A 16,730-nucleotide genomic window follows, 5' to 3' on the forward strand; every position below is an offset into this window, starting at 1 on the left:
AAAAAATCCCTCCTGTTTGTCAGAAGGGATCATATATTCATTTTCAATGATCGAACACTCTGACTTATCTATTCCCGGAATTTCTTCCGGGATACGAGTTGGCACCTTGCTGAATTACCAGACGGTTGCCAAGGCTTCATCGGGCGTACTCCCTCTGCCTTTCTGGATAAGTATGAAAAGAACGAATTACAGCCACAAATATACGAAAGCAAACGGGAAGTTAGTTAAACTATTGAATAACAGCCAACTACAAGTTATTTTTCTTGCGCATATTTCTTATCACAGACACAATCTGATGCCTGAAAATAAACATCAGTGCGAAATAAGGAACCGCCATAAGGTACAGGATAGCGGAATTGAGGTTTTTCGCAACAGAGGTGTAGCTGTTGGGATCCTTTCCGTCTGCCACTTTTTTGCACATCGCGCATTGGGCATCAACGTCTAAACAAAGCAGGAGAACAAGGGAGCAGACTAGCAGGATTGGGATGTACTTTTTCACAAAACAAGTTTAATGAGTTTATTGAAAATTATAATGCGGGGAGATCATAAGATAAACCACCACACCGGTAAGACATACATAAAGCCATATCGGAAAAGTCCATCGGGCTAGTTTGCGGTGCTTTTGTACCTGGCCTTTTAACCCAAAGTAAAACGACAAGAGCACCATTGGAAACACGAGCATGGCCAGTAAAATATGACTTGCAAGCACAAACAGATAATACGGCCGTAAAGGATCATCCTTCGGAAACGTTGTGTCTGTTTTAAAGAAGTGATACAATACATACGAGAGTAAAAAAACTGCAGAAAGCAAAAACACTGTCAGATTTACTTTTTTGTGGTTTTCCACCTGTTTTCTGCGGATAAAATAAAATGAGACCAGAAGCAATATAAAACAGGTGCCGTTCACGCAGGCATGAAAGAGCGGTTGGTACTGAACGAATCCGGGAAGAGTTTCCGGCTTCGGTAATACATGGGCACTCAGGAGAGCAACCAGCATCAGCACCAGCGCAGTGGTTATAAACACCAGACGAAATGCGGCTTTGTCGCTCATTTTCGTTGCTCGATTTTCTCCTTTTGCGCCTGTGTCCTGCGCGCATAATCGGCCATCAGTACACGTATGTCATCCACCAGCGAATCGCAGGAAGAAACCGTAGTGCCGTCATAAAAACCGCGAATACATCCTTCCTTGTCTACCAGCACCAGCTTTTCGCTGTGTATAAAATCTTCAGGCCCTCCGTTGCCTTCCACAGCAGTAATCAGATAGCCGTTCCGGGCCAGATCATACAGCGCCTTTTTCTCTCCGGTAAGAAAAAACCAGTTTGAAGTATCCGCATGTACCATCTGAGCGTATTGCAGCAATACCTCCGAACTATCATGCTCCGGATCCACAGTGTGTGAAATAAAAAGAAGACCCGGAGTATCCTTGAAGCGTTGCTGAATCCGCAACATGTTGGAGGTCATTTTAGGACAAATAGACTGGCAGGTTGCAAAGAAATAGTCCGCTACAAAAATCTTCCCTTTCAGATGATCCCGGGTGAATGGGCGTCCGTCGTGCCTAATCAGTGAGAAGTCCGGAATACGATGATAAACGGTATCAGTCACCATTTCACCATTCTTTAGAATCTCCACGGGCTCGCGCGGACCGTAGTAAGGCAGCGTAATAAAATGCTCCTCTCCGGTGGAGAGGAAAAGATAAGCTAATGAAGGGAGAAGAAGTATAACAAGCAGGAGAATCCGCTGAGACGTCTTGCTCTTAATGTCCTTCTCCTGATTTATGTTGTCCATCTGCGATCTTGCCATTGGCCCGGTCAATCGCCTCCTGGCGCTGTTTAATCCGCTGTTCGATCAGTACCTTATCCTCATACATCTTATGGTCACGTACAAAGTTACCTTCTGTAACAGTGCAGAGGTAGGTAAGATAAAGTGCAAAAATAACATACGGCCAGAGAATGACCTTACGGAGGAAGTGGTTTTCATCGCCCAAATGCATAAAAGAATAGACAATAAATCCAGCTTTCACCACGGTGAAAATAATGTAGATGAACTTCAGCATTACCGTGCCGGTCAGATGAAGGCGGTCCTGGCTGATTCCGATTACGAGTTCCACCACTGTAATGGCCAGCATAATCCAGAATACCCGCCATAGTTTTTTACGAACTCCTTTCCCTTCTTCTTCCGAATGATGAGCCATCATTTCGTACTGCGGGTAACCATCGTTGAATTCCATGTTTCTTTCGCTTTGCGTTAATATTTCTTACAGCAGGTAGAAGAATGTAAATACAAATACCCAAACCAAATCCACAAAGTGCCAATACAGCCCCGCTTTCTCCACCATTTCATAATGTCCTCTGCGCTCCATGGCGCCATTGAGCACCATCAACAGCACAATGATGTTAATGACCACACCGGAGAATACGTGGAAACCGTGAAACCCGGTAATGCCAAAGAAGAAATTGGCGAATAAGGGATGACCATATTCATTCACATGCATATTGGCCCCCTGAAATTCCGCTGTGACCCATTGGCCCGTTGCAGGATCTATAAAATCCCGCAACACAGGATTCTCTCCCACAATAAAGCCGTACCACTCCCATGCCTGTGAGCCCAAAAAGGCAAGTCCTCCGATAATTGTCCAGCTCAACCAGATCACTACCCCCCGCTTGTTGTTGCGGTGACCAGCCTCAACCGCCAGCACCATAGTAACAGAAGACATAATGAGGATAAATGTCATCAGCCCCACATAATACAGGGGCAGCACATGACCATGAAGAAAAGGAAAGTGAACAAAAATATCTGCCGGTGCAGGCCATTCCGCCGGGTGAACATGCCGGTGAAAACCATAAGCCGCCAGAAGAGAAGTGAACGTGAGCGCATCAGAAATCAGGAAAAACCACATGAAGAGCTTCCCGTAACTGACCGAAAAGGGAGATGCCTTCCCTCCCCAGTTAATTTCCTTTGACTGCGCCATGCTGAGTGCTATTTAGAATCATTTTGAACATCTTGATTTTATGATCTTAATTATGTTCAAATATGATAAAAAACAGGATTCGCTCAGCGAACAAAGTGTAAAAAGAGCAACAAATAAACCCACAATATTCCCAAAAAGTGCCAATACATTGCAGTTACCTCTAAGCCAATGGTTTGGGATGGGAAATAGGCTTTATTGATTGAACGTACAAGCGTGAATATCAATGATATAAGACCGGCTCCCAGGTGAATCAAATGAACCCCGCTCAGCATATAGAGATATTGACCGGTGGCATGATTAGAGAAAAACACTTCCTGGGATATCAGTTCCTGCCATCCTCTGAACTGAGTAAAAACAAAACCAAGGCCGAGAAATAAAGTGAGGATTAGCCCAAAGTTAACGCCGGGGAACGCCCCCTTTTTAGCTGAATGAACCGCATAAAGCATTGAAAAACTGCTGATTGCAATAATAATGGCAGAAATCCAGAACATCATTGGCATTTCCAGCACAACAAAACCGGGCTTTCCCATGGCCACTACATAGGCGCTGGTTAATCCGGCAAACATCATTGCGATACTAATGATTCCGAGCCACATAAGGTTCTTCCGGACCTTAATTCTGGCAACTCTTTCCTCTTCTGCTGTTAACATGACATCTGATTAACCTAAGACCATAGCCAATTGCACCACGGGTAAATAAAAAAACGATCCGAACATCAGTCGTCTGGCGGCCACTTCACTGCAATCGCGGTACAACACGTAGGCCTGCCAGCAGAAATAAACCCCTGCTGCAAAGATAACCAGCAAACCCGGTATACCGAACATTCCAAAAAGTGAGGGCACCAGACTAATGGGGATAAGGAAAAGGGTATACACCAGCGTTTGAAATGCACTGCTTTTATCGCGTCCTCCGGAAGGGAGCATGATGAATCCGGCCTTTTTATAATCCTCATCCATCACCCAGGCGATAGCCCAAAAATGCGGAAACTGCCATATGAACTGGGTGAAAAAAAGTAACCAGGCGGGGTATTCGATACTCCCCATACCATCCTGTGCAGCCACCCACCCGAGCAGAGGAGGAATGGCACCCGGAAATGCTCCAACAAAAACAGCAAGGGGTGTGCGGCGTTTGAGCGGGGTATAAACAAGTGTATACAGGAGCAGGGAAAGCGTAGCAAGGGCACCGCTAAGATAATTGGTGTAAACAGTGATCACTGCCACACCGGTAAGCGCCATGATTATAGCCACTGTCCAGGCTTTTGTCAAGCTCATTCTTCCGGAAGGAAGTGGTCTGGACCTGGTTCTGACCATCAGCTTATCCAGATCCCGCTCAATGATCTGGTTGAATCCGTTGGAACTGCCAGCCACCAGAACACCACCGGCGAGCAGCATGCCAAACCTCAACCAGTCTGTGTCGTTTTCTGTGCCGATCATAAATCCGATAGCAGCAGAGAACACTACCAGAATACTGAGCCTGAATTTTACAAATTGTAGAAGGTCCTTCACTGCATTGAAAATTCGAAGTCCGAAGGTAACTTAATAGTCGGAATATATATTCCGCAATTCTGTTTTGAAACACAGGAAAAACCAAAGATTCTCCCGGTGGTAACCTGCCCTGTCCTGTTTACGGTAACGGATTCCAGTTTCTATAACTACTCCTTTTATCGGAAAATTGAAGTAATAAAAAAGTACTCCGGCATTGAGAATGTCTTCCCGTTCTCCCTGCAACAGAAAGTTTCCGTATTCCCTGTCCCGTGAAGCGTACGATTGGAAAATATCACCGCCCAAATTTTTTCCGGCGCTGTCTTTACCTGTAATAGCCCGGTTTACAAATGCCTCAATCCCGAATTTCTGAGAGATGATTTCATAGCGCACTCTGTTCACAAATTCCACAAAGTTAGATCCCAGTGGATGTGCGAGAGAGATTCCGGCATGACCATAATTCTGCTGAACACTCCCGTGAGAATAGGTGAATGGGCGAACCAGATTCAGTTCCTGATTCAGGTACAATCCTTTGATTTTTGCCAGGTCAAAGAACTTCCATCCGATCTGAAGCCCGTATTTGTTTGCCCACCAGCCACTATCCAACGTATCGTCCGGAGAAATTAACTCACTCATGTCGGCACGTATTTCTTTCAGGTAAAATTCATCCAGCATAGCCTGGGCATACCAGTGAAAGGAGTTACATGTTTTATGCCGCAACGAGAAACCGATCATCGAATTATCAGAGGATCCCAGCGAATATTCCACCGGCCTGTAAAACACAACCGGGTTCAGGTAATTCACGTCAAAACTCCGCACCCGGTTTGTATCCTTTCCCTGCCAGATCACATTTTCAAAAAAGGAGAAATTCCACTTTGGTGTTGCATTCCAGCTTAACAAATGAAACACTCCGAATTTTCTCCTGAAATCCTCTTTCATTCCGGTACCCGTGCTCTGATCTGAGTGCATTGCATACAACACGGCATATTTGATCTTCCACACATTTGCGCTGATACGCAGGTAAGGATAGGCCGCAGAAACATCGCTCAACCATAACGATCTGTATCCATCGCCCCAAAAGTGCTTCCCTTTTCCTGCCTGAAAATTAAACACCTGACCCGGCGACCAGGATACGTATCCCTCCAGATACTCGCTCGAATACTTGGAACCGCCATCGTGAAACGCTCTACCCGCTCCGGGAAAATATCCGGAATATTTCATGAGCGTATCCTGAAAGGAAGGAGAAGAAGAAGGCGGGATCACATATCCGGTGAAGGAAACACTCACTTTCTGCCCGGGAAGGCTAAGAAAGCCACGTAATCCCGACCCACCGTTGTAAAGCAGTGTCTGCTCACTCAATTCATACCCGGCTGACCAATTAACAGGGATCTGCATTTCAATCTGGCGTTTTGAAGCTGTATCATGGTAGGTGTACGGGCGAATGTTACAATGCAGGTCTTTCCCTAATTCCTGAAATTGGATTGTACGGTGGTCAAGCGATTGATTGAATTGGGAAAAGAGAGTAGCGGAGAAGAAAAGAAAGGAAACGATGGTCGAAAAATATCTTCCCGGATACATCAGAGAATGATGTCTTTTTTAAATCCCGTTTTCATTTTTTTCAACAAATAAGGGAGCTGGGAGAAAAACAGCGACACTGCACCGATCACCATGAATCCGATACTGGAATCTATCTTGCGCAGAAGCACGGCCAGGGAAATGATGAAAATATTCACTACATACACGGAGATCACTGTCTGCCGGTGATTCAATCCCAGATCAATGATCTGATGATGAATATGGTTTTTATCCGCGCTAAATGGCGACACACCCCGCACCAGCCTGTAAATGAAAATGCGCAGGGTATCAATCAGCGGATACACCAGCACGCTCATGGCAAAAATGGGTTTTGAAATTTCGAGGAGAAAATTGCTTTCAATCGCACCCGGTTTATACTCGATCAGACGAATGGCTAATACTGAAATAATGAGTCCGATCACCAGAGATCCGGAATCGCCCATGAAGATCTTTGCAGGGTTAAAATTAAACACCAGAAATCCCATCAGGGATCCCGCCAGGGAAAAAGAGAGTAAAGACATCACCTGATCGCCCGCCAGGTGGAACCACAATCCGAATGCAACGCAGGCGATCATACCCACGCCGGCCGCAAGCCCATCCACCCCGTCGATCAGGTTAAACGCATTGATCACAACAATGATTGTAAACAGGGAAAGCAGTATGCTGAGGTATTCAGGAAGCTCATGCACCCCGAAGATTCCGTACATGCTTGTAATTCTCACATTAGCCATCAGCACCAGGATGAGCCCGACCACCACGTGTGCGGCCAGCTTTTTAATTGGCGCAGTGCCTATGATATCATCCTTTACACCCACAAAGAACAGAATGATAACAGTGGCCAGCACATACTTGAAATCGTTAAGACTGTGAATTACCTTCTGAATTTCTGCAGTGTACTGCAGCGAAGGAATCAGATCAGGGAGCGGACCTTCGGGGAAAAAGCTATCGGTGGGAAACCAGATACCAAAGGTGAAGATGGTTGCTGCAAAAATGATGATGCCCCCGATGGTAGGAACCATACGTATATGCAGTTTCCGTCCTCCCGGCTCATCAAATATCCTTTTCAGGATAGCAACCTTGATCAGCGGTGGTATGCATAGCAGCGAAATGAATAATGCTGTAACAAAAACTAACGCGAGGTATCCCATGGGGTTTCTGACGGATCACAAAGATACAAATTATACTGAAAACCAACAAATTACCCGTCTATGCACTGAATCTGGTTTTATTAAAAATCAAGGTATTGGTTCCAGAGATGTGTTCGGAGGGCCAGAAAGAACTCGAAAGAATTCTGGGAAAAGGCATCTCCTTGTCTCTGACGAATCCTCGCACCGGCTGCAATCTGAAAGTTGTATGAAGGATTGACCAGGTATCCAACATATCCGTTCATATTCATACTCCTTACTGAAATAAAACTACTGCTATTGTAGGTGGAGTCTGACGCCCAGATAAAAAAACCTGCATTTCCACCTGGGACATCTTGCCCATGACCGGCGGCGATCAATGCACCATGCAATACAAATCTCTTTATTTTGTAATCCACTATTCCCACCACCTCTTTGAATCCGGCGCCTAATGGATGTGCCAATGGCTGATTGTAATGGGAGATATTCTGATCAACCACCGGACTTGCATAGGTGAAATGATTTACCAGATTGTACTCCAGTTGCAACATCAGATTCTTCACCGTGAATGCATTCAAATATTTTATTCCAAACTGAAACCCGGATTTTTTTTGTTCAACACTACTTCCGGAACCATCCAATACCAACTGTCCGTACACGAACAATCCTTTCGCAGCTTCCGCTCTGAAATTGATTCCCAGCCATACATTTTTCTCTGTATTTAAATCATACATGACAGGGGCTACGAACATAACAGGCAGGAAATACCCGGCACCCATCTCAAGCCGGTTCAATGTATCCGAAACTGTCCAAATCAGTCCCTGAAATAATCCCAGTTCAAATTTTCGGTGCGGCTTCCAGCTCAGTGTATGGAACGCCATTGGTTTTTTTTGAAATAGTCTTTCTGTATTCGGCGGAGTCTGTACACCTCCGCTATGCAGGTTCATACCCATTGCATAGACGTTGGTGTATTGCCATTTACCCCAAAAATGACTTAAACGGAGAAAAGGATAATTAAAGGAATTATCGCTCAACAGCAAGGATCTGTATCCTTCTCCCACAAAATGCTTTCCATGACCTGCAGTAAGTGCGAAGTGTTTACACATCTGCCAGGAAAAGTAGCCTGAAGAAAATGCGAAGTCATAATCCGTGGTATCAAAGCTTTTCCAACGACCCATTCCCGGAATCACGCCATGCAGTTGAACGAAGGAATCAATATAGGGGTTAAATCTTCCCTGATTTTCAAGAAAGGAAGTCTCAAATGAAAAGTCTTTTCCGATTTGCCCGCGCACTCTGAATCCCCGGCTGTTCTGATACAGATTCTGCCCGGTAGAATCTTCCTGATCTTTTCCCAGCTGGAAATGAAACAAAGGATCGATAGTGAAATGAAATCTGTTTGCTGAATCCCGGATTACGAACACATGTTCATGCAGCAACTTTCGCTTCAACCATGAACCCGGATACAGGCTGTCCGGTTCAGGTTTGGAAAAATACGGGCTGATAAAGGCATGTACACTATCCAATGAGGTAGGATGGTACAATGCTTGTTCGCGATTTAAAACAGAGAGCTGAGAAAAGACCTGAACCGGTAAAAAAAAGAGCAGGACCTGTAACCGCATGTCAGAACTTCATTTTTACCTCTTCATACACCCTCCGGATTCCTTCTTCAAGGCCAATCTGATGTTTCCAGCCCATGGCATGAAGCCGGCTTACATCCATCAGCTTTCGCGGAGTTCCATCAGGTTTTTCGGGGTCAAAACGTAACTCTCCGTCGTATCCCACAATGCGTTTAATGAGAACTGCCAGATTGCGAATGCTGATATCCTCACCTACCCCTACATTAACAAAACCGGAACTGCTATGCTTTTCCATCAGGAAAATGCAGGCATCAGCAAGGTCATCCACGTGCATGAATTCCCTGAGAGGCGAACCGGTTCCCCAAATCTCCACTACCGGTAAATGATTCTTCTTTGCCTCATAAAATTTTCGCAGCAAGGCCGGCAATACATGAGAATTCTGCAGGTCGTAATTGTCGTTTGGCCCGTACAGATTGGTGGGCATGGCTGAAATAAAATTGCATCCGTATTGCGAACGGTATGCATCGCACATTTTTATTCCGGCAATCTTGGCGATGGCGTACGGCTCGTTGGTAGGTTCCAGCAAGCCGGTCAGAAGACTTTCCTCTCTTAGCGGCTGCGGAGCCATTTTGGGATAGATACAGGACGATCCCAAAAAAAGAAGTTTTTTCACTTTGTATTTCCAGGCCGCGTGAATCACATTGGCCTGGATCATCAGGTTATCATATAAAAATTCGGCACGATACGTATTATTGGCATAAATGCCGCCTACCCGGGCTGCAGCCAGAAACACATAATCCGGTTGTTCGGTCAGAAAAAGATCTTCTACCGCTTTCTGTTTGCGCAGATCGGTTTCGGAAGAAGATCGTAGCAGGAAGTTTCTGAAACCTGCTGATTGAAGACGGCGGTGAATAGATGACCCCACCATCCCTCGGTGGCCCGCGATGTAGATCTTCGCCCCCTTGTCCATGATCTTCATTCGTTCCTCCGCAGAATCTTATGCCCCGCCTCCGCGAGGTATTTTTCCCTTTCGAAAAGTTCAATATCACTCTGCACCATTTCCTTGGCCAGTTGTTCCACTGAATGCCGGGGGGTCCATCCAAGCTTTTTGCGTGCTTTCGACGCATCTCCGATAAGGCAATCCACTTCGGAAGGCCGGAAGTAGCGCTTGTCAATCTCCACCAGCGTTTTTCCGGTCTTTGGGTCAACACCTTTCTCCTTCGCTCCCTTCCCGGTCCATTCTACTTTCATTCCTGCATACTGGAAGGCCAATTCCACAAATTTCCTCACTGTAATCTTCTTTCCCGTTGCAAGCACATAATCATCCGCTTCTTTCTGCTGCATCATCAGCCACATTCCTTCCACATAATCTTTTGCATGGCCCCAGTCACGTTCAGCGTCCAGATTACCCAGGTAAAACTTCTTCTGCATTCCCAGCTTCAGACGAGCCACTGCCCGTGTGATTTTTCTGGTCACAAATGTTTCACCCCGGATCGGACTTTCATGATTGAACAAAATTCCGTTGCACGCATAATATCCATATGCCTCTCTGTAGTTTTTTGCGATCCAGTATCCGTATATTTTGGCCACTCCATAAGGGGATCGCGGATAAAACGGTGTGGTCTCGCGCTGCGGTATCTCCTGCACCAGTCCGTACATTTCCGAGGTCCCTGCCTGATAAAAGCGCGTACGTTCCTTCAGTCCGAGAATACGAATCGCCTCCAGCAGCCGCAGCGTTCCCAGCGCATCCGCATTAGCGGTATATTCCGGGGTCTCGAATGAAACCATCACATGCGACTGTGCTGCCAGGTTATAAATCTCGTCCGGTTTCGTTTCCTGGACGATGCGAATCAGGTTGGTGCTGTCGGTGAGGTCTCCGTAATGCATATAAAAGCGAATACCTTTTTCGTGCTGGTCGTGGTAAAGGTGATCCACCCGGTCCGTATTGAACAGAGAGCTCCTTCGTTTAACCCCGTGAACGATATATCCTTTGGAAAGGAGCAGTTCGGCGAGGTAAGCGCCATCCTGTCCTGTGATCCCTGTGATCAGTGCCACTTTTGCCATAGAATCAGAATCTTACAGATAGCCGCGAAGATACGCTGTTATTTGCAAAGGAAGGACGGGTTGCGGAGATTCTCCCGGTTATAGCGAAGGGGCTGCATGGTTTCAAGGCTGTATACTTCCTTCCCCACCGCCATTACAAGCGCATGACCGGCAGCGGTATCCCACTCCATGGTGGGGCCAAAGCGTGGATATTCATCAGCGAGCCCTTCCGCCACGAATGCAAATTTCATTGAACTTCCTCCGGTGATGGTTGCCATTCCCGGCATCCCTGCGGCTTTTTCCTGCAAATAGGATTCTGTTTCGGAACCGCGGTGCGAACGTGACGCTACAACGGTATACGGGCGTGAACCGGAAGAAACGGGCAAAGCGATCCCATCTCCGGTATTCCTGAAATCTGCAGCCCCTACCTTTCGGGCTCCCAAGGCCGGTCCTCCGTAATAAATTTTTTCCGTGACCGGTGCATAAATAACACCGGCAAGGGGAATGCCGTTTTCTACCAATGCGATATTCACTGTAAACTCTCCGTTGCGGCGCACAAATTCCTTTGTTCCGTCCAGCGGATCCACAATCCAGCAGCGCGTCCATTTCCGGCGAACGGTATATTCTTCGGCCGGTGTTTCCTCATCCAGAAAAGGGATACCGGCTGATTGCAAACACCTGCGGATGATCGTGCCGGAGCGCTTATCTGCTTCAGTTACCGGACTCCGGTCCTCCTTCATCTCCACCTTAAAACTGGTAGCATATACACGCATAATTTCTATTCCTGCCTCCACCGAGGCAAGAATAGCTCGCCGTGTGAGTTCGGCGATGTCAGTAGGCATTTCCGGGCATATTTTTTATTTCCTCACCTGCCAGTTGATCTACCAGCCTTGATGCTCCAATCCGGAATCGCTCGGGTGAAATCCACTCATTTCCCAACACAGCGCGCGTCATAGCGATGTATCCGCAAGCAGTTTTGGCATCCGGTATGCCACCGGCCGGTTTTATACCTGTTCGCTTTCCCGTTTCAGCAAGCGCCCTTTTTATTTCCAGAAGCATGCCGGCAACAGCAGCCGGAGAAGCCCCTGCAGGAATCTTCCCTGTTGATGTTTTAATAAAATCGGCACCGGCTTTAATCGCCAGCGCTGAAGCCCTGCTGATATTGGTTTCCGATCCCAGTTCGCCCGTTTCCAGTATCACTTTCAGCGTTCGCTTACCGCAGAGCGATTTCAGGGATGCGATCTCATCGGAATTGGCATTGTAATTATGTTCCAGGAACTTCCCCCTGTTAATCACCATATCAATTTCATCGGCCCCCTCATCTAATGCGTACCTGACTTCATTCTCTTTAAGCCGTAACGGAAGTTGCCCTCCGGGAAACCCGCCAGCAACCGAGGCGACCCTGATACCGGAACCGGAAAGAATCTGCCGTGCCGTTTGTACCATCGTGGGATACACACACACCGCCGCCACTTTATGCCGGAGCGCCTTTTCGCAGAGACGATGGATATCCTCGGCGGTGTCCTTTCCTTCCAGTGAAGTGAGATCGATCAGTGAAAGAATCAGCGATGTCTTTTCCCCTGCGGAGCCGGCCTGTTCAAAAGCAGATATAAGTTCAGCGGCTGTCATTCCCGGCAAAAATACTGCGAAATCCGGCAGGACAAGTCCGGGAAACCGCAGGAAAGTAATCCTTTCCGTCCCAGGGTGCCTAAAAAATTACCTGATAATCAAGGTCTAAGAATCGCGTCAGGCTTCTTTTGGAGCAGGAAGCGGATGCAGAAACATTCATTTTGCACTCTCGGCGAATTCCATACCTTTGTGCCATTATGAAAAAGACCAATGCCATCGCTCGCCATTCCTGCAGCTGTTGCTGTATGATGCATGCCTGCTGAACGGGAAGTCTTTGTCCTAACTGATACAGAACCCTTCCCGAAACGAGAAGGGTTTTTTATTTTCGTACATGAGATGATACACCAATGAGTAAGAATATCTTTCCAACTGATACTATTCTGGGCCGTGAAGCAAAAGAACGCCTGCTGAACCAGCGGGGAACCGTAATTTGGATGACGGGGCTGAGCGGCTCAGGGAAAACCACTATTGCCACAGAGCTTGAAAAGTGTCTGAATGAGAAAAAAAAGCTCACACAAGTTCTTGACGGGGATAATATCCGTAGCGGTATCAACAGAAACCTGGGATTTTCGGAAGAGGACCGCGTTGAAAACATTCGCAGAATATCAGAAGTGGCCAAATTATTCTGCCATGCAGGGCTGATCACGATCTGTTGTTTTGTTTCACCCACACGCGCTATCCGTGAACAGGCAAAAAGTATCATCGGCGAAGAGGATTTTACAGAAGTTTTTGTAGACACTCCTCTTGAAATTTGCGAAAAGAGAGATGTGAAAGGACTGTATGCCAAGGCGCGCAAAGGGGAGATCGCAGATTTTACCGGTATTTCTTCTCCCTTCGAAGCACCGGAAAATCCTGACCTGCACCTGCATACTCAGGGCCATTCCGCCAGGGAGTGCGCTGCACTCATTCTGAAAGAACTTGAACACAGAAAATTACTCAGCATATGAACAAGCGTCATTTAAAACACCTTGAAGAACTGGAGTCGGAATCTATTTATGTAATACGTGAAGTAGCCGCACAGTTTGAGAAGCCAGCCCTTTTATTCTCCGGAGGCAAAGACAGCATTGTCTGCTTTCACCTCGCCCGCAAGGCTTTCTTCCCGGCACGCGTTCCTTTTCCGCTGGTGCATATTGACACCGGGCATAACTTCGGTGAAACACTGTTGTTTCGTGACGAACTTGTAAAAAAGCACGCGGTGAGTCTCGTTATTGGCTCGGTACAGGAAAGCATAGACACCGGGCGCGTTACGGAAGAAAAAGGATACAACGCCAGCAGAAACGCACTGCAGACTGTGACCTTACTGGACACGATTGAAAAATATAAGTTTGATGCATGTATCGGGGGTGCCAGAAGGGATGAAGAAAAAGCCAGAGCCAAGGAGCGGTTTTTCTCACACCGTGACGAATTCGGGCAGTGGGACCCCCGGAATCAGCGCCCCGAGCTCTGGAATATCTTCAATGGGAAGAAAAACATTGGAGAACACTTCAGGGTGTTTCCTATCAGCAACTGGACGGAGATGGACGTTTGGCAGTACATCCTGAAAGAAAAGATTGAAATTCCAAGTATCTATTTCACACATGAACGCGATACATTTACCCGAGACGGAGTGATTTATGCCTACTCCGATTGCATTTTACTCAAACCTTCAGAAAAAGTGGAGCGCAGACAGGTTCGTTTCCGCACAATCGGCGATATGACCTGTACAGGTGCGGTTGTTTCCCGGGCCAGCAGTCTGGAGGAAATTGTTCAGGAGGTGGCTGCAACGCGTGTTACCGAACGGGGTAGCCGCATAGATGATAAAAGAAGTGAGGCGGCTATGGAAGACCGGAAAAAAGCCGGATACTTTTAAATAAAAAATAAGAAATAGATTGATGAAAAAAGATTCGTATTTAGAAATGGACTTATTAAGATTCACTACGGCCGGTTCAGTAGATGATGGGAAGAGTACTTTGATCGGAAGATTATTGTATGATTCAAAATCAATCTTTGAAGACCAGTATGAATCCATCAGAGCCACCAGTGAAAAGCGCGGAGAAGAATATGTAAACCTGGCACTTCTGACAGACGGATTACGCGCAGAAAGGGAACAGGGTATTACGATTGATGTTGCCTACCGCTACTTTGCAACTCCAAAACGGAAATTCATTATTGCTGACACACCCGGGCATATCCAGTACACCCGGAATATGGTCACGGGTGCAAGTACCGCCAATGTGGCCATCATCCTGATTGATGCCCGGAAAGGCGTGATCGAGCAGACTAAACGACATTCCTACATCGCTTCTTTATTGGGCATTCCTCATGTTTTTGTTTGTGTGAACAAAATGGACCTGGTGGATTACCGGGAGGATGTCTTTCACACCATCTGTAATGATTACGGGATCCTTGCAAAGAATATCGGCGTGAAAGACGTTCATTTTATTCCCATTTCCGCTCTGAAAGGGGATAATGTGGTGGATACGTCCCAAAACATGAACTGGTATAAAGGAACCACCTTACTTCATTTACTGGAATCTATTTCCATTGACTCAGATGTGAACCTGAACAGCTTCCGTTTTCCAGTCCAATATGTGATACGCCCGATGAGCAGCGAACATCATGATTACCGCGGGTATGCAGGACGGATCGCAGGAGGAGTGATCCGAAAAGGGGATCCGGTGGTGGTGCTTCCCGGGGGCCGCACTACAAAGATTAAGAGTATAGACACGCTGAATGGCAGTCTTGACGCGGCCTTTGCACCCATGAGTGTGACGATTACCCTTGAAGATGAGATTGATATTTCCCGTGGAGACATGATCGTAAGTGCTGCGGACGCACCTCCGGAAAATCAGGAATTTGAACTCATGGCCTGCTGGCTGGCGGATCGGGAACTTGTTCCCGGCAATAAATATGTGGTGAAACATACTTCCCGTGAAGTTCGCGCCGTGGTAAAGGAAATCGTTTATAAAGTAGATGTGAATACCCAGGATAAAATAGAAGGAGTCAGCAAAGCGCACCTTAATGATATTGTGAAAATAAAATTAAAAACAACAGCTCCTCTGTTCTTTGATCCGTACCAAACAAACCGCAACACCGGATCGCTTATTCTGATTGATGAAGGAACGAATGTGACAGCGGGAGCCGGAATGATCCTGCACTAACGCAGCATCTCAATATGCGGGATATTATCCTCCGGATAGGGTTCTCCCTGCGGAACAAACCCGAATTCGCGGTAAAATTTCTCAAGATAACATTGCGCCCCGATTCGTACAGGTACACATCCGTATTTATCCGCAATCAGCTTCAGGCAATTATTCATGAGCTCCCTCCCTGCTCCGAGTCCCCGGCATTCCGGATGCGTTACAACTCTTCCGACAGATACCTCCCTGAAGGATACTCCCGCTGGCAGAATGCGTGCGTAGGCGATCAGCTGGTTACCGCGGTATCCCAGCACATGCAATGCGTCCTGATCCTTATTATCGGTGTCCACATATGCACAATTCTGTTCCTTATGGAAAACAAGCGACCGGAGTCGGAGCAGTTCATACAAATCCCTCGTTTTCAGATCCTCAAACGGCATTACTTTCCATTCCATGCTCCTGCTTTTTTCAGAATCACCGGTGCAAACACCCATCCCATCCATGCCCCTGCCGCATCTGCCACACTATCAAAAATATCAAAACTCCGCTCTGTAAAAACGAGTTCCTGCATCAATTCCAGGCCTAACCCGTAGAGGGTTCCCGCCACAGCCCACATCAGAGAAAGTGAATGCTTCGTTCGCCGGTGATGCTCCGCCGTTGCCAGCAGCAATAAAATAATGAACATTCCGGCATGCACCCATTTGTCGAGCCGGAACAGGCGCATCCAATCTGCATCCGGAAGATCACGTCCGGGAATAGCACATAAAACAAAAATGAGCGATGCCCACAGGGTCGCCCATTTATAAGACAGTAATAGCCGGAACATGGAATCAGTGTCCCACCATCGCTTTATAATCCGCTGCGGACATCAAGCCAGCAGCCTGGGAGGGATTATTCATCTCCACTTTGATCATCCAGCCTGCGCCGTACGGATCTTTGTTTACTGATTCCGGATTGGTGGTGATACCTGGGTTAACTTCCAGCACCTTTCCCGAAACCGGCATAAAGAGATCTGACACTGTTTTCACAGCTTCTACTGTACCGAAAACAGCTTCTTTGTCAAGGCTCTCTCCTTTGGTTTCAATTTCCACATATACGATATCACCCAGTTCACTTTGGGCAAAATCCGTAATGCCTATAGTGGCCACATTGCCTTCCACTTTCAACCATTCGTGGTCTTTGGTGTACTTTAATTCTGAAGGAAAATTCATACG

20 protein-coding genes and 1 riboswitch are annotated in these 16,730 nt (G+C 46.9%); of the genes, 3 read left to right on the forward strand and 17 right to left on the reverse strand.

Annotated elements, in window-relative coordinates; translation table 11 throughout:
- Positions 1–61: 61 nt before the first annotated feature.
- Positions 62–173, reverse strand: a riboswitch (SAM riboswitch).
- Positions 174–247: 74 nt separating this feature from the next.
- From IT233_02740 to deoC, 14 genes are all read right to left on the reverse strand, one after another.
- Positions 248–499 carry a hypothetical protein gene (locus IT233_02740; GenBank protein ID MCC7301536.1) on the reverse strand — a complete coding sequence of 84 codons (252 nt, stop codon included), beginning with the start codon at positions 497–499 and terminating at the stop codon, positions 248–250.
- An 18-nt stretch (positions 500–517) separates the two neighbouring features.
- The gene (locus IT233_02745; GenBank protein ID MCC7301537.1) at positions 518–1,051 is read right to left on the reverse strand and encodes a DUF420 domain-containing protein; all 534 of its coding nucleotides are present in this window, start codon (positions 1,049–1,051) and stop codon (positions 518–520) included.
- Complete coding sequence (locus tag IT233_02750; protein MCC7301538.1) at positions 1,048–1,785, reverse strand: SCO family protein; 738 nt, start codon at positions 1,783–1,785, stop codon at positions 1,048–1,050. Before IT233_02750 ends, IT233_02745 begins: the two co-directional genes overlap by 4 nt.
- Positions 1,754–2,227, reverse strand: a complete 474-nt coding sequence (locus IT233_02755; protein MCC7301539.1) for a cytochrome C oxidase subunit IV family protein — start codon at positions 2,225–2,227, stop codon at positions 1,754–1,756. The genes IT233_02750 and IT233_02755 overlap by 32 nt, the downstream gene beginning before the upstream one ends.
- 27 nt (positions 2,228–2,254) lie before the next feature.
- Positions 2,255–2,968 carry a cytochrome c oxidase subunit 3 gene (locus IT233_02760; GenBank protein MCC7301540.1) on the reverse strand — a complete coding sequence of 238 codons (714 nt, stop codon included), beginning with the start codon at positions 2,966–2,968 and terminating at the stop codon, positions 2,255–2,257.
- Between the two features lie 83 nt (positions 2,969–3,051).
- Positions 3,052–3,618, reverse strand: a complete 567-nt coding sequence (locus IT233_02765) for a heme-copper oxidase subunit III (GenBank protein MCC7301541.1) — start codon at positions 3,616–3,618, stop codon at positions 3,052–3,054.
- Positions 3,619–3,627: 9 nt separating this feature from the next.
- Entirely contained in the window at positions 3,628–4,485 is an 858-nt protein-coding gene (cyoE, locus tag IT233_02770; GenBank protein MCC7301542.1) for a protoheme IX farnesyltransferase, read from the reverse strand.
- A gap of 18 nt (positions 4,486–4,503) precedes the next feature.
- Positions 4,504–6,027, reverse strand: coding sequence for a hypothetical protein (locus IT233_02775; GenBank protein MCC7301543.1), 1,524 nt, complete (start codon positions 6,025–6,027; stop codon positions 4,504–4,506).
- A complete protein-coding gene (locus tag IT233_02780; protein ID MCC7301544.1) occupies positions 6,027–7,172 on the reverse strand; it encodes an undecaprenyl/decaprenyl-phosphate alpha-N-acetylglucosaminyl 1-phosphate transferase in 1,146 nt (381 codons plus the stop codon). The genes IT233_02775 and IT233_02780 overlap by 1 nt, the downstream gene beginning before the upstream one ends.
- An 80-nt stretch (positions 7,173–7,252) precedes the next feature.
- The gene (locus IT233_02785; protein MCC7301545.1) at positions 7,253–8,767 is read right to left on the reverse strand and encodes a hypothetical protein; all 1,515 of its coding nucleotides are present in this window, start codon (positions 8,765–8,767) and stop codon (positions 7,253–7,255) included.
- 1 nt (position 8,768) lies between these two features.
- The gene (locus tag IT233_02790) at positions 8,769–9,695 is read right to left on the reverse strand and encodes a GDP-L-fucose synthase (GenBank protein MCC7301546.1); all 927 of its coding nucleotides are present in this window, start codon (positions 9,693–9,695) and stop codon (positions 8,769–8,771) included.
- A 5-nt stretch (positions 9,696–9,700) separates the two neighbouring features.
- Positions 9,701–10,789, reverse strand: coding sequence for a GDP-mannose 4,6-dehydratase (gene gmd, locus IT233_02795; protein ID MCC7301547.1), 1,089 nt, complete (start codon positions 10,787–10,789; stop codon positions 9,701–9,703).
- A gap of 38 nt (positions 10,790–10,827) precedes the next feature.
- Entirely contained in the window at positions 10,828–11,610 is a 783-nt protein-coding gene (gene cysQ, locus IT233_02800; GenBank protein ID MCC7301548.1) for a 3'(2'),5'-bisphosphate nucleotidase CysQ, read from the reverse strand.
- The gene (deoC, locus tag IT233_02805; GenBank protein MCC7301549.1) at positions 11,600–12,397 is read right to left on the reverse strand and encodes a deoxyribose-phosphate aldolase; all 798 of its coding nucleotides are present in this window, start codon (positions 12,395–12,397) and stop codon (positions 11,600–11,602) included. Before deoC ends, cysQ begins: the two co-directional genes overlap by 11 nt.
- A 347-nt stretch (positions 12,398–12,744) precedes the next feature.
- Here deoC and cysC point away from each other — a divergent pair, with 347 nt between their 5' ends.
- The 3 genes from cysC to cysN are packed head-to-tail and all read left to right on the forward strand — an operon-like array spanning position 12,745 to position 15,537.
- Positions 12,745–13,344 carry an adenylyl-sulfate kinase gene (gene cysC / locus IT233_02810; protein ID MCC7301550.1) on the forward strand — a complete coding sequence of 200 codons (600 nt, stop codon included), beginning with the start codon at positions 12,745–12,747 and terminating at the stop codon, positions 13,342–13,344.
- Positions 13,341–14,246 (forward strand): sulfate adenylyltransferase subunit CysD, encoded by a 906-nt coding sequence (gene cysD, locus IT233_02815; GenBank protein ID MCC7301551.1) that lies wholly within the window; start codon positions 13,341–13,343, stop codon positions 14,244–14,246. Before cysC ends, cysD begins: the two co-directional genes overlap by 4 nt.
- 46 nt (positions 14,247–14,292) lie before the next feature.
- Positions 14,293–15,537: a sulfate adenylyltransferase subunit CysN gene (gene cysN, locus IT233_02820; protein ID MCC7301552.1), complete on the forward strand. Its 1,245-nt coding sequence runs from the start codon at positions 14,293–14,295 to the stop codon at positions 15,535–15,537.
- Here cysN and IT233_02825 read toward each other — a convergent pair.
- The 3 genes from IT233_02825 to gcvH are packed head-to-tail and all read right to left on the reverse strand — an operon-like array spanning position 15,534 to position 16,727.
- On the reverse strand, positions 15,534–15,971 hold the full coding sequence (locus IT233_02825; GenBank protein MCC7301553.1) for a GNAT family N-acetyltransferase: 438 nt from the start codon (positions 15,969–15,971) through the stop codon (positions 15,534–15,536). The two genes, cysN and IT233_02825, sit on opposite strands and share 4 nt — an antisense overlap.
- A complete protein-coding gene (locus tag IT233_02830) occupies positions 15,956–16,342 on the reverse strand; it encodes a VanZ family protein (GenBank protein MCC7301554.1) in 387 nt (128 codons plus the stop codon). Before IT233_02830 ends, IT233_02825 begins: the two co-directional genes overlap by 16 nt.
- Before the next feature lie 4 nt (positions 16,343–16,346).
- A complete protein-coding gene (gene gcvH / locus IT233_02835; GenBank protein ID MCC7301555.1) occupies positions 16,347–16,727 on the reverse strand; it encodes a glycine cleavage system protein GcvH in 381 nt (126 codons plus the stop codon).
- Positions 16,728–16,730 lie beyond the last annotated feature (3 nt).

It is taken from the genome of Bacteroidia bacterium, assembly GCA_020852255.1.
Taxonomy (GTDB): domain Bacteria; phylum Bacteroidota; class Bacteroidia; order JADZBD01; family JADZBD01; genus JADZBD01.

Excerpts from the sequence above, each read along its gene's own strand:
- IT233_02785 (MCC7301545.1), bottom strand. The coding sequence starts at position 8,767 with ATGCGGTTACAGGTCCTGCTCTTTTTTTTACCGGTTCAGGTCTTTTCT.
- gmd (MCC7301547.1), bottom strand. The coding sequence starts at position 10,789 with ATGGCAAAAGTGGCACTGATCACAGGGATCACAGGACAGGATGGCGCT.
- IT233_02790 (MCC7301546.1), bottom strand. The coding sequence starts at position 9,695 with ATGGACAAGGGGGCGAAGATCTACATCGCGGGCCACCGAGGGATGGTG.
- IT233_02830 (MCC7301554.1), bottom strand. The coding sequence starts at position 16,342 with ATGTTCCGGCTATTACTGTCTTATAAATGGGCGACCCTGTGGGCATCG.
- cysC (MCC7301550.1), top strand. The coding sequence starts at position 12,745 with ATGAGTAAGAATATCTTTCCAACTGATACTATTCTGGGCCGTGAAGCA.
- gcvH (MCC7301555.1), bottom strand. The coding sequence starts at position 16,727 with ATGAATTTTCCTTCAGAATTAAAGTACACCAAAGACCACGAATGGTTG.
- IT233_02745 (MCC7301537.1), bottom strand. The coding sequence starts at position 1,051 with ATGAGCGACAAAGCCGCATTTCGTCTGGTGTTTATAACCACTGCGCTG.
- IT233_02760 (MCC7301540.1), bottom strand. The coding sequence starts at position 2,968 with ATGGCGCAGTCAAAGGAAATTAACTGGGGAGGGAAGGCATCTCCCTTT.
- cysD (MCC7301551.1), top strand. The coding sequence starts at position 13,341 with ATGAACAAGCGTCATTTAAAACACCTTGAAGAACTGGAGTCGGAATCT.
- cysQ (MCC7301548.1), bottom strand. The coding sequence starts at position 11,610 with ATGCCTACTGACATCGCCGAACTCACACGGCGAGCTATTCTTGCCTCG.
- IT233_02755 (MCC7301539.1), bottom strand. The coding sequence starts at position 2,227 with ATGGAATTCAACGATGGTTACCCGCAGTACGAAATGATGGCTCATCAT.
- IT233_02765 (MCC7301541.1), bottom strand. The coding sequence starts at position 3,618 with ATGTTAACAGCAGAAGAGGAAAGAGTTGCCAGAATTAAGGTCCGGAAG.
- IT233_02825 (MCC7301553.1), bottom strand. The coding sequence starts at position 15,971 with ATGGAATGGAAAGTAATGCCGTTTGAGGATCTGAAAACGAGGGATTTG.
- IT233_02775 (MCC7301543.1), bottom strand. The coding sequence starts at position 6,027 with ATGTATCCGGGAAGATATTTTTCGACCATCGTTTCCTTTCTTTTCTTC.
- cysN (MCC7301552.1), top strand. The coding sequence starts at position 14,293 with ATGGACTTATTAAGATTCACTACGGCCGGTTCAGTAGATGATGGGAAG.
- IT233_02750 (MCC7301538.1), bottom strand. The coding sequence starts at position 1,785 with ATGGACAACATAAATCAGGAGAAGGACATTAAGAGCAAGACGTCTCAG.
- IT233_02780 (MCC7301544.1), bottom strand. The coding sequence starts at position 7,172 with ATGGGATACCTCGCGTTAGTTTTTGTTACAGCATTATTCATTTCGCTG.
- deoC (MCC7301549.1), bottom strand. The coding sequence starts at position 12,397 with ATGACAGCCGCTGAACTTATATCTGCTTTTGAACAGGCCGGCTCCGCA.